This is a genomic window from Streptomyces sp. NPDC008238 (assembly GCF_042956445.1).
GTDB lineage: Bacteria > Actinomycetota > Actinomycetes > Streptomycetales > Streptomycetaceae > Actinacidiphila.
On sequence record NZ_JBIBGK010000058.1, the window covers coordinates 1 to 13,518 of the forward strand.

4 protein-coding genes are annotated in these 13,518 nt (G+C 65.8%); all 4 read left to right on the forward strand.

What is annotated here, in order from left to right:
* Positions 1 to 312: 312 nt before the first annotated feature.
* The 4 genes from drmD (at position 313) to drmB (ending at position 13,181) form a co-directional block, all read left to right on the forward strand.
* Positions 313 to 3,600: a DISARM system SNF2-like helicase DrmD gene (drmD, locus tag ACFZAU_RS41410; RefSeq protein ID WP_500556543.1), complete on the forward strand. Its 3,288-nt coding sequence runs from the start codon at positions 313 to 315 to the stop codon at positions 3,598 to 3,600.
* The gene (locus tag ACFZAU_RS41415; RefSeq protein ID WP_500556544.1) at positions 3,600 to 7,712 is read left to right on the forward strand and encodes a DNA methyltransferase; all 4,113 of its coding nucleotides are present in this window, start codon (positions 3,600 to 3,602) and stop codon (positions 7,710 to 7,712) included. Before drmD ends, ACFZAU_RS41415 begins: the two co-directional genes overlap by 1 nt.
* Before the next feature lie 70 nt (positions 7,713 to 7,782).
* A complete protein-coding gene (gene drmA / locus ACFZAU_RS41420) occupies positions 7,783 to 11,313 on the forward strand; it encodes a DISARM system helicase DrmA (RefSeq protein ID WP_500556545.1) in 3,531 nt (1,176 codons plus the stop codon).
* Entirely contained in the window at positions 11,310 to 13,181 is a 1,872-nt protein-coding gene (gene drmB, locus ACFZAU_RS41425) for a DrmB family protein (protein ID WP_500556546.1), read from the forward strand. Before drmA ends, drmB begins: the two co-directional genes overlap by 4 nt.
* Positions 13,182 to 13,518 lie beyond the last annotated feature (337 nt).

Below are 13,518 nucleotides of genomic sequence, written 5' to 3' on the forward strand. Positions count from 1 at the left end.
GACCGCACGAACTCCCACTCGGCGTCCGACAGTTCATGGCGACGTATCACCAGACCATGATCCACCAGGCAAGATCGTTTGACGACACGCTCTAGCGGGAGGCCTGGCATGAGACGTGATCCCGGTGGTAGGCCCAGGCAACGTGCGGCGCTCGAGGCTTGACCCGTGCACGTTGTTCAAAAGGTCAGGGGAAACCTCAGTGAGGCTCAGCCCCAGCTCCGTTCACCGCCGCCCGGGATCTGGGACAACACTGTGGCTCGTGACAGGATTCACCAGGAACGACAGGCGGTCCAAGAGCGAAAGTTGGCACAGGTGAGTGTCGAAGACGAGGCGGACGTGTTCACCCACGACGCTGTGGTGCCGACCGTGGGCCAGCTGGTCACGGTACGCAACCGACAGTGGGTGGCCACGGCGGTGGAGCGTTCTTCGATCGCGGTCGAGCAGCCGGGCAGCCCGCTGCTTGCCGAGGCGCAGCACCTTGTCTCTTTGGTGTCCGTGGACGGCGACGCCGGCGACGAGGAACTTCGCGTCCTGTGGGAGCTGGAGCCCGGCGCCACCGCTCGTGAGCAGCACGCTCTGCCGTCTCCGGCGAACGGGTTCGACGACCCGGCAAAGCTGGACGCCTTCCTGGATGCGGTCCGCTGGGGCTCGGTGGCAACAGCGGACAAGACGCTGCTGCAGGCCCCATTCCGTTCCGGAGTCAAGCCGGAGGACTACCAGCTTGACCCGGTGGTGCGGGCGCTGCAGATGCCCCGGACGAACCTGCTGATCGCGGATGACGTCGGCCTTGGCAAGACCATCGAGGCCGGCCTGGTGATGCAGGAACTCATGTTGCGGCACCGGGCCCGAACGATGCTGATCGTGTGCCCGGCGTCGCTCACCCTGCAATGGCGCGACGAGATGCGGGACAAATTCGGCCTCTCCTTCAAGATCGTGAATACGGAGCTGCTGAAGGAGCTGCGACGCTCACGCAGCCTGTACGCGAACCCGTGGACGCACTACCCGCGGCTGATCGTTTCGATTGACTGGCTCAAGCGCGAGCGGCCCCTGGCGCTGCTGCGCTCGATCCTGCCGCCGGTGCCCCAGTATCCGCGGACCTTTGATTTGCTCGTAGTCGACGAGGTGCACACCTGCGCGCCCTCGGGTTCTGGGAAGTACGCGGTCGACTCTCAGCGCACGGACGCGATCAAGACGCTGGCCCCGCACACCGAGCACCGGCTGTTCCTTTCCGCCACCCCCCACAACGGTTACCTGGAATCCTTCACCGCACTGCTGGCACTGCTCGACAGCCACAGGTTCGCCCGCACGCTGAAGCCCTCGGAAGAGGCCAAGGCGCAGGTGATGGTGCGCAGGCTGAAGCGAGACCTTCCCCCGAAGTGGGACGGCAGCCCGCGCTTCCCAGTGCGCGACCTGGACCATCCCCTGGAAGTCGCCTACGACGCCGCCACCCGCGAGGCTTACGCGAAGCTCGACCAGTACGCGCAATCCCGCCGAGAGGCGATCAACGGGCAGCTTGCGCTGGCGGGCATGGCGCCGAGCCGCGCCGCGGACTTCGTCGTCACGCTCCTCAAGCGCCGCTTCCTGTCCAGTCCGAAGGCCTTCGCCAACACGGTGGACACCCACCTGCAGACGATGCTCGCCCGGGAACGGCAGGATGAGCCCGGGCGTAACGGCGGCTCCGGCACGTACACGGCGCTGGAGAAGGTCCTCGTCAAGATGATCGAGCAGCTGGATGAGACGGCAGAGGACGACACCGCCTTCGAGGAGGCAGCGCAGGAGGCCCTCACCACCGCCCGCCGGTTCATCCCACCGCTCTCGCCTGCCGAGAAGACCCTGCTGGAGGAACTCCGCGACTGGGGGCTGCGCCACTCGGACAAGGCGGACGGAAAATTCACTGCGTTCCTCGGCTGGCTGCGCGGCATTGTGCAGCGCAACGAGACCGGCGGCGGCGGTGTGCAGGGCCGCTGGGACGGCGAGCGGGTCATCGTGTTCACCGAGTACCGCGACACACAGCGCTGGCTGTACGAGCGGCTGATCGGTGCCGGTGTACCGCGTGAGGCCATCGCCCAGCTCTACGGCGGCCAAGACCTCGATGAACGCGAACGCGTCAAGAACGTCTTCCAGGACGACCTGGACGTCGACCCAATGCGGATCCTGCTCGCCACCGACTCCGCGAGTGAAGGCATCAACCTGCAGAACCACTGCCATCGCGTACTGCACTGGGAAATTCCATGGAACCCCAACCGCCTAGAGCAGCGCAACGGCCGAGTGGACCGGCACGGTCAGACCGCCGCGAAGGTCGATATTGTGCACTTCGTCCCCCAGGGATGGGACCGGCAGCGCCAGGAAGACACCGGATTCAACGAGGGCACCCTCGAGGACGCGATGGCCTTCCTCGGCATCGCGGTCCGCAAGGTCGAACAGATCCGCACCGACCTCGGCAGCGCCGGAGACGTGATCGCCAGCCAGGTCGAGCAGAAGATGCTCGGCCGGCGATCCAGCTGGCAGACCACCGACCGGGAGATCCAGCGCCGAGCCGGCAAGGCCGTACTGAAGATCGAACGGAATCTGGCACACGACCTGCAACAAGCCCAAGAGCAGCTCACCAGGACCCGGACTGAACTCAACCTGAACCCGCAGACGATCGAGCGGGTGGTACGTACTGCGCTGCGCCTGGCCCACAACAAGGACCTGATCGACACCCCGCCGCCCAAGGGAGTCATGGCACGCTGCTTCAGGCTCCCTGACCTGAAGGGCGAGTGGGCGCAGGCCCGCAACGACGGACTGCGACACCCAGTGAGCGGCAAGGAACGCCCCGTCACCTTCGACCAGGACTACGCCGGACGCACCGACGTCGTGCTCATGCACCTCAACCACCGCCTGGTCGACCGGTGCCTGCGTCTGCTGCGCGCCGAACTATGGTCCCAGGGCGAGCATGGCACTCGCCTGACCCGCGTCACCGCCCGCATCGTTCCCGGCGACCTTCTGCGCAACCCGGCGGTGATTGCACACGGCCGCGTCGTGATCACCGGAAACCGCGGGGTGCGCCTGCACGAGCAGATCGCCGTGGCCGGCGGACAGATCGAGCACGGCAAGCTGACCGTGGAGAAGAACCCCGACGTCCTGGAGCACTGGCTCGCCGCCGCATCACAGGACGCACCGCCGCCTGAACTCCTCGATCGGCTCGCCGGACTGTGGGGAGCGCTGGAGACGCCACTCGGCAAGGCGCTGGCCACCGAGTCCAACAAGATCGCACGCAAGCAGGGCAAGACCCTGGCCAAGCGCTGCGAGGAGGACGTCGAGGCGATGCAGACGGTGCTGACCGAACTGGAACGCAACATCCGCGAATCCCTGGGCTCCAGCCCGCAGTGGCAGCAGATCTCCCTGCTCGCTCCCGACCCTGAACGCGAGCAACTCAAGAAGGACCACGCGGAGCTTGAAGCACGCCTCAAGGCCATCCCCGCACAGCGCGAATCCGAGGCTGCCGCCCTGCGCCACCGCTACGCCGACCCGGTCGCCCGCCGCTTCCCCGTCGCAATCACCTTCCTCGTCCCCGCCTCCTTGACCGTAGGCGCCACTGCACACCAGGCAGGCCACTGATGCCAGCACGCCCCCGCACCTCGAAGGCCAAGCAGCAGACCCCGATCGAACAGCACGGTGAGTGGCTCAACCTCCTGCGCCCGGACGGCCCCTTCCTGAGCGCGAAGATCCTCACCGAGGCGTTCTCAGAGGGCCTCGACGTCGTCGAAACCCCGCTGCGCGCCCGCCTCCGGCAGGCGTGGGCCGAGCTCCGAGCCGAGCCAGCGACCCTGTGCTCGGCCTGGCAGAACCTGGTCCTGGAAGAATTGCTCGACTACCGGGGCCAGGCACTGCGCCAAGGCTCGATGCTGCCACGCGAACTGGCTGAAAGCCCTGGCATTGCCCCCGACGCACTGCTGATGGGCCCCGCCGACCCCACCACTGGCCTGCCCGGCGCAGCCGAACGCGCCCTGATCTACCGCCGCCCCTGGGGCGAAACCCTCACCCGCGCTCGCAAGGGCCTGCCGTCACTGGCCGAGCAAGCCGCCGAACTGTGCCGACGGCGTGCCGTCCCCCTAGCGCTGCTCACCAACGGACGCCTGTGGGTCCTGGTTCACGCCCGGCCCTCCGCGCCGACCTCCGTCGCGGTCTTCGACGCCGACATCTGGTCCGAAGAACCGCTGCTACTACGGGCTTTTGTCTCACTGGTAGGAGTCCGCTGCGCCGCGATCGCGCCAAAGGACCGCGACGGCAAGGCCACCGACTCCCTGGCCTCCCTGTTTCTTCGCACCGCGGAGGACACCACTGCCGTCACCAAGACCCTCGGCCAGCAGGTACGCGCGGCAGTCGAACTCCTCGTCGCCGAGCTCTCCCGCCTCGACCGCGAGACTGACGGAACGGTGCTGGCGGATATCGCCCCACGTACCGTCTACCGCGCCGCCCTGACTGTCATGATGCGCATCGTCTTCCTCCTCTACGCGGAAGAGCAAGCACTGCTGCCCGCTGACGACGAGCTGTACGCAGACTCCTACTCGGTCACCAAACTTTACGACCGCCTCGACCAAGACGACGCCGCCATCGCCGACCGCTGGCAGGCCGCCTGGCCCACCCTGCTCGCCACCTTCCGCGCCATCCATGGCGGCGCCCGCCACCCGGAGATGTGGATCCCCGCATACGGCGGATCACTGTTCGACCCGACCCGGTTTCCGTGGCTGGAACGGCTGAAGGTCACCGACCGCGTCGTCTTCGCCATGCTCGACGCGCTGATCAAGCTCAAGCGCACCACCCCGGCCGGCAAAGTCGCCTCGACGGAACGCCTCTCCTACAAGGGCCTCGACGTCGAGCAAATCGGCCACGTCTACGAAGGTCTCCTCGAACATTCCGCTGTCCGTCTCAACGAGACCCACCTCGGACTCAAGGGCAAGACCAGCATCGCCGCTAAACTCGCCGACCTCGAAACCTGGCACGCCACCGGACGCCTTCAGACCGAGGTAACCAAGCTCGCCGGACTGACAGACAAGCAGTTCACCACCGCACTGGCGACTGAACCAACCGGGGAAGAGATCGGTAAGCTCGACGCGGCCTGCGACACCGACCCCGAACTCGCCACCCGCGTCAGGCCGTTCTTCGGCCTGCTGCGGCCCGACCTGCGCGACGAGCCGGTCGTTCATCCCAAGGGAACGGTCATCGTCACCCAGGTCGGAGACCGACGCGACTCCGGCACCCACTACACCCCGCGCGCTCTGGCTGAAGAGATCGTGCTCCACACCCTCGATCCGCTCTGCTTCTCTCCCGGCTCTCCCGACGGCCTCCCACGGCCCGCCGATGGGACTCAGCCGCCAGAATGGCAGGTGCGGCCGGCCTCGGAGCTCCTGGCACTCAAGATCCTCGACCCCGCGATGGGTTCCGGAGCCTTCCTGGTCTCCGCATGCCGATACTTGTCCGAACGCGTTGTCGAGGCATGGGACCGCGACGGGGTACCGGACACGGTCGCCGCTCGTCTGGGCGAGCGCGTTGAGGACCGCGAAGCCTTGCTCCTCGAAGCCCGCCGCGTGGTTGCTGACCGCTGCCTGTATGGCGTCGACAGCGACGAGATGGCAGTAGAACTTGCCAAGCTCTCGCTCTGGCTGGTCACCCTGGCGAAGGGACGTCCCTTCAACTTCGTCGACCACGCCCTGCGCTGCGGGGACTCCCTCATCGGCTGCCTCACTGCGGACCAGATCGAAACCTTCCACCTCGCACCTGCCGAGGGTCGGATGGACGCCCGCCTCACCGATGAGATCGACAAGGTCATTGGCCCATTGCTGTCACGGGCGGCAGAACTGCGCCGGGACATTGAGGATCACGAGGTCTTCGACATCCGTGACGCGCGGGAGAAAGCAACAAAACTCGCTGAGGCCGAGTCGTTGACTGAACAGTTGCGGCTCGCTGCGGACGCCGTGGTGGCAGCGAAACTGTCTACTGCCACAACCAAGTCAGATAACGCCTATAACGACCGTCTAGCTTTCATCGCCGGCCTCGTCGAACGAGCACTGCTGGGCGACGGCCACGCGGCAGCCGAGGCCCGCACGGTCATCGACGGCTGGCTCCTCGGCCCCCATGACGGGCCGCGCACCACGCCCCTGCGCCCGCTGCACTGGCCACTAGAATTCCCAGAGATCACCGCGGAACCCCTGCGAGGCGATCACCGATTTGATGCAGTAGTAGGGAACCCGCCCTTTTCGGGTGGCGTGCAGACCAGTGCTCGTATTGGTAAGGATAGCTTGAGTTACATCGGCCAGGTAATCGCTGACGGAAATACGGCAGGCGGGCGTGCAGATCTGTGTACGTACTTCATGCTGCGCAACCTTCAACTTGCGACCGGTCGGCGCACTGGAATTATTTCCACTAACACCATTGCTCAAACCGACTCGCGCGAGGTCGGACTCGATCGGATCCTGGAGCAGGGGTGGAAGATCGGTCGCGCAGTCAAATCCCAGCCATGGCCTGGCGAAGCTGGCGTATACGTTTCGCTGGTATGGATTGGCGCGAATGACTCAGCTGAAAAGGTCGTGCTGGAGGGGCAAATCGTTCGAGAGATTTCCTCGAGTCTCACCCTGCCGTCCCGCGCATCGGGGAATCCTTACAAGCTCTCTGCCTCGATGGGTCAGGCCTCGGTGGGTTGTCAGGTCACCGGCCTGGGATTCCTGCTTCAGCCGACTGAGGCTCAGGAATTGATCGCGGCCGATAGTCGAAACAGGGAAGTCGTCCGCCCCTATCTAATTAATGATGAAGTCAACGGTCGCCCTGACTCGTCGGCGACGCGTTGGGCGGTCGACTTCAACGAAATGACCGAAGGGGAAGCGCGTAAGTATCCGGAAGTTTTTGCAATTCTTGATGAAAGGGTTCGTCCGGAGCGGCAGCGTCGGAAGGCTGATGGAAGCTTCAAGCTTCGAAACCCGCTGCCGCAACGCTGGTGGCAATATGGCGAAAAGCGTTCGGCTATGCGTAAGGCTATCGCCGAATTTGATCGAGTGCTTGTAATTGGGCTACACAGTAAGTATGGTTTGCCCAGTATCGTCGGCAATGATCAGGTTTATTCTAACTCGTTGGCCGTCTTCTATACTCCCGACCACGCGGCTATGCTTGCGATTTTGAGTAGCGTTTGGCACTTCAACTGGTGGACTGTCAAGGGCGAGTCAACTTTGGAGACGCGGCTCCGCTATACCCCGTCAGATGGGTTTGATACGTTCCCGCAGCCGGAGCTCACACCGCGGATCCGTGCTGCCGGCGAGGAACTGGACACCTATCGTCGCCATGTCCAGTTGACGCGGACGCCACAGCTCGGTATGACCGATCTCTACAACGAGGTCCACAATCCGGCGAACCGTGACGCCGATATCCAGAGGCTGCGGGACATCCATGTCGAGATTGATGAGGCTGTTACTGAGTCCTACCTTAAGCACCCGTTTGCTGCTCGGTTCGGCTGGACGCCGCTCGTTCTGAATCACGGTTTCCACGAGACTGTCCACGGCCTGCGCTGGACCGTCGATCCCGGCGTTCAGGTTGAGATGAACGACCGTTTGCTTGAACTCAACCATGCCCTCCACGAGGATGAGGTCCGTCGTGGCCTCCATAACAAGAAGGGCTCTGCCAAGGCGAAGGAGACCGCGGTCAGCAAGCCATCGGATGACCCCGGGGATGGGCTGTGGTAACGCAGACCATCACCATGCTCTGACGCTGACCTGCTCACTTTGTCAGTGGCGCGCCCTATCGTGGTGGCCCATGAGCGACATGTTGCCGTCCGAGTCGTCGGGCGATCCGATCCTGGCTGTCCCGTCCCATGGCGAGGTGCGGGACGAGCTAGCTGATCTGGTGGTGCGGGATCTGCTCGGCCCGGTAGGCGACGAGCCGGAGGAGGTTGTGGACTCGCCGACGGACTGGTACGTACTCGGCCGACTCGCGCCCAACGGCACCACGATCCTGCCGGAGGAATTGGACGCCCCGCTCGGCGACAGCAGGCTGCCTGGTGCGGACGAGGGGGCGCCGGACGCGGACGCGCCGAACGTACCGAGCCTGAGTCCTTCCTCGATCGGGTTCACCGCTCGCGTTTGCGGCGATGCGGACCGCCTGGAAGTCACCGGGACCTGGGCACGCTATGTACGCGCACGCTCGACGAACCCAAATATCGAGAAGCTGATCTGGCGGCGCGAGCCGCACTTCGGCAGCATGCCGGTCAAGCTGGTCGAGGGTGCCGTGGAGCCGCTCGTCCTCGACTCCGAGGACGAGAAGATGGTGCTGCGCGGGCGGGTACGCCGTTTCGAGGATGACTGGCTGGTCACGCTCTTCCTGGTCAACACGACCGAAACCGATTCCAACTCCGCACTGCACTGGGCCTTCCAGGTCGAGCTCTCGGCGAATGGAGCTGACGACGCGGCGGTGTTCCTGCCCCGCCACGAGCCTGGCTCGGGCGGAGACGGCGCAGACCGGGAAGAACAGCGGCGTCTGGCGATGGCGTACCGGTTCAGCCCGGAGTTCGCTGTGGGACACGCCACCGGCGTACACGCTACGGCCAGTGAGACCGATCCGATGAGGGCGGTCGAGATTTGCACGAAGGCCGCACCGGAGCACACCATTGCGCAGACCGATGCCCCCTCGGCGGACAGCGACCCGGACTTGCCGGAACTGGGCGACCTGCTGGTCGACATGAAGATCCTGGCCGCGTGCGAGAAACATGACCTGCGCGCGGGACTGATGCCGCTGGTGGCCGGGTACCGGGCATGGATCGAGCGGGCCGAGGCATGGGTCGGGCAGAATGGGCAGCATCTCGACGAGTACCGGGCCCAGGCCGAAGAGGCGCTGACGGACGCGAAGCGGACCGCGGACCGAATCGAGGCTGGCATCGAGCTGGTGCTCAAGAACAACGACGCCCTGGCCGCATTCCAGTTTGCGAACAGCGCGATGCACCTGCAACGCATCCACACCCGAGTCGCCGCGGCACGACGCCGCGACGCATCCCGCGATGTCGAAGCGGTGTTCCTCGACGAGGACCAGCCAGCCAACCGGTCCTGGCGCCCCTTCCAGCTCGCGTTCCTGCTGCTGAACCTGCCCGCACTGACCGATCCGGCACATCCGGAGCGCACGACGGGGGCCGGAGCGGTGGCGGACCTGCTGTGGTTCCCCACCGGTGGCGGCAAGACTGAGGCGTACCTTGGCCTGACCGCCTACACCCTGGCCATCCGCAGGCTTCGGCCGGACCTTGGTGGTCTCGACGCCCGGCACGGAGTCGCGGTCCTCATGCGATACACCCTGCGACTGCTGACGATCCAGCAGTTCCAGCGCGCTACCGCGCTGATCTGTGCATGCGAGGTCTTGCGCCGGGCGAACGAGAAGCGATGGGGCACGGAGCCGTTCCGAATCGGCCTGTGGGTCGGTGGCAGGGTCTCCCCGAACACGACCGACCAAGCCAATGAATGGGTCAAGGACGTACGGCGGGTCAGTGGCCGGCCCAGCCAGAACTCGGGCTCCCCCTATCAGCTCACCAGTTGCCCATGGTGCGGAACAAAGATCGAGAAGGGGCGCGACGTCGAGGTCGACAAGGTCTTTCGACGCACCTACTTGCGCTGCCCAGACCTGTTCTCCTGTCCTTTCGGCGCCGGGGACCCGAATGGGGAGGGGCTGCCGGCCGTCGTGGTCGACGAGGAGATCTACCGGGTGCTACCCAGCCTGGTGATCGCGACCGTCGACAAGTTCGCGCAGTTGGCCTGGAACGGGCGTACCCAGGCTCTGTTCGGGCGGGCGACGCGGCGCTGCTCCCGCCACGGCTATGTCACGGCGCAGATCGCAGAGGAGGACTGGGAGGCCGCCAGCCACCGGGCGGAGGGCGACCGCTATCCGGCCGCGGTGCTCACCGCGGCGGCCCAGGTTCGTCCGCCGGACTTGATCGTCCAGGACGAGTTGCACCTGATCTCAGGCCCCTTGGGATCCCTGACCGGCCTGTACGAGGCTGCCGTGGACCGTTTGGCCACCTGGGAGTACGCGCCGGGCAAGACGGCGCGGCCCAAGGTGATCGCCTCGACGGCCACCGTTCGCCGTGCGGAGCGGCAGATCCATGCCCTGTTCGACCGGCGAACCGAGGTCTTCCCGCCGCAAGGCCTCGAGATCGGCGACAGTTTCTTCGCCCGGCAGCGGCCCACCCACTCCCATCCAGGGCGCCGCTACATCGGGATCTGCGCGCAGGGCGTACGCACGAAGTCCACGATGATCCGCGTGTACGTCGCTGTCCTCGCCGCTGCTCAGACCGTGCACAAGAAGTACGGAAGCAACCCGGTTACCGACCCCTACATGACGCTGGTCGGCTACTTCAACAGCCTGCGCGACCTGGGCGGTATGCGTCTGTCAGTGGAAGACGACGTGTCCACCCGACTGGAACGCGTCAACGAGCGCGGCTTGGCCCGGCGCTACGATCTGCGGCTTGAGGAACTCACCTCGCGCCTGACCGCAGAGAAGATCAAGGACATCCTCGATCAGCTGGAATACACCTTCCCCCGGGCGAACAAGCTGACCCCGATCGACGTGCTCCTGGCCACCAACATGATCGCTGTGGGCGTCGATGTCTCCCGCCTCGGCGTAATGGTCGTGGCCAACCAGCCCAAGTCCACGGCCGAGTACATTCAGGCGACCAGCCGCGTCGGCCGGGCTGCCCCTGGCCTCGTCTTCACCGTATTCAACTGGGCCCGCCCGCGGGATCTGTCCCACTACGAGACCTTCGAGCACTTCCACGCCACCGTGTACCGGCACGTCGAAGCTCTCTCCGTCACGCCATTCGCCGAGCGAGCCATAGACCGAGGTCTGGCAGGTGTCCTGGTGGCGCTGGCCCGTAACCTGGAGGCTGGCGATAACGGCAATCTCGGCGCGCAGACCTTCGACACCCATAGCAGCAAGGCCGACCACATCGTCCGCTACCTGGAACGCCGCGCCGGCGAGGTCGCCACTGATCGCGTCGTCGCGACCCGTGTGCGTGACGAGCTGGACAGCCTCCTGGACCTGTGGGGGCGCCAGCAGCGACGCCCGGCGACCCGACTGGCCTTCGACGCCAAAGGCAAGGCCGACGACATTGTGGGGTTGCTCCGCAGCCCGGACTCCGGCCCCTGGGGGCCCACAACCTGTCCGACCTCGCTCCGGGAGGTCGAACCAGGCATCCGGCTGATTCTGCGCCCTGCACCAGGCAGCGCCGACGACCACGAGAGCCATCCATTCCTCCCCCGCACAAGCCTGGACACCGACGGCGCCGCGCAGGAAGGAAACCTTTCATGACCAGTGCCGTGCACGGATCGCAATCGGCGAGCGACCTGCGCGTCGGGGAACTGAGGCCTAGCCAGCTGCTGCACACCTACGGAGTGGGCGCGGTCGCGGACCTACCGAATCTTTCGGTGATGGTCCTCGGGCTCGACGAATGGGCATTGGAACAGGCCGCGATCGTTCCAGAGGAACGACTGCTCGCGGCGGTGCGGAGCAAGCTCGGCGACCAAGTCCAAAACCTGCGAATGGCGCCGTACACGCCAGAGGACCCGAACGACTTCAGCGGTGCATGGTCGCGGATCGGCGTGCCGGTGGCGGTTTTCCCCGGTTGGCTGCGGTGCACCGACAATCGCTGCAACCGGCTCGCACCAGCCGACTCCGGGCTCTTTCATCTACTGCCAAACAGTGTCGCGCCCGACCAGACCCGCTACGTCCACTCCTGCCGCGAGAGCGGACGCAGGCGGCCGACCGCGGTGCCAGCAAGATTTGTCTCGGCCTGCCCGGCCGGTCATCTCGACGACTTCCCATGGATGTACTTCGTCCACCGCGGCGCACCACACGGGCCGGACCACACGCTGAAGCTGGTCGAGCGCGGCACCACCGGTGAGGCGGCGAACATCTTCGTCGAGTGCTCCTGCGAGGTGAAAGCCCGTTCCATGGCCGAGGCCATCGGTACTCGCAGCGAGCTCGTCCTCCCGGCCTGCCGAGGCCGGCACCCGCACCTGGGGACCTTTGAGACCTGCACCGAACAGACCCGGACCATGGCGCTGGGTGCCACCAACGGCTGGTTCGCGATGCAACTGAGAGTCTTCTCCCTTCCGCACGCCGAGAACCCGGTAGACAGCGCGGTCACCGAGCACTGGGCCGGACTGCGGGTCGTGTCGGACCTGCCGCGTGAGACTGCCCGCCTGGTTCTGCCGACCCAGGTGATGTGGCCACAGCTCGAGCGCTTCGGCGTAGACGAGGTATTGAACGCGATCAGCCGCCACCGTGACGGCACGCAGCCCGGCGCCGCCGAGAACGTGAACGCGCTGGACATCGCCGGCCCGGAATGGCTCGCCTTCACCGGCCGTCCCCAGAACCACCCCGACTTCAGCCTCAGCGACGAACCCGTACCGCTCACCCACCGCAATTGGCTCAGCCAGGTGCGACTCGTCAAGCGCCTCCGCGAGGTATCCGCCCTGTACGGGTTCAGCCGGATCGACGCACCGGAATGGGGTTCCGCTACGAGCGGCGGAGCGGTGCAGGAGGAGAACCGCGCACCCTTGTCCAGCTCCGCGCCGAGCTGGGTGCCCTGCGCGGAAACCCGGGGCGAGGGCATCTTCCTGCGCTTCAACGAGCAGCGAGTTGCCGCTTGGGAACAGAACCCAGATGTCATCCGCCGAGCCGAGACCCTAAGGGCGGCGCACCGAAAGTGGTGTGCCCAGCGCCGGACCGACGCGGAATGGCCAGGCATCCGCTACCTGCTGCTGCACACCTTCGCCCACGTCCTGATCCGTGAGTTCGCTCTGGAGTGTGGCTACGGCGCTTCTGGCATCGGCGAACGTATCTATGCACGCTCCGGCGACGACCCGATGGCCGGCATCTTGCTCTACACCGCGGCGCCTGACAGCGAAGGCACTCTAGGTGGCCTGGTCACTCTCGGCGGCCAACACCGGCTTGGCGCGCTGATCAACCAAGCGCTCGAGGCCGCACGGCTGTGCGGTTCGGACCCCCTGTGCGCTGACCACGACCCGGTCGCCCACAGCCGGCTCCATGGCGCGGCCTGCCATGCCTGCCTGTTCGCGGCAGAAACATCATGTGAACGAGGCAACCACTTCCTGGATCGCGAACTGCTCGTCGAGACATTCAGTGGTAGATCGGGAGGGTTCTTCACCTCGTGAATGGGCACGATGCCGGCCGGGCAGCGTCCCTACTGCCCGAAGTGCTCAGTGAACTCGCCGCTAGCCTCCCGGGGACCCACCTCGCCGCCTGGGCCAGAGTTTTGCGCGCTATCGCCGCTCCAGACGAACGGACCGAAGCACGTCTGATTGCCGCGCATCCCGGTTCGGGTCTCGGGCCGCGCGCAGCCTCGCTACTTTCGGCCTGGAGGTCAACGCATCCCCAACCACCTGGATCTGCGCTAGCTGTCGGCGACGGTTGAAATGAGGGCCACGGGTAGCGGATCAAAAGCGGGCCGGTCGGTGGTCTCGTGATCATCCTGGCTTCAGCGGTGCTGGA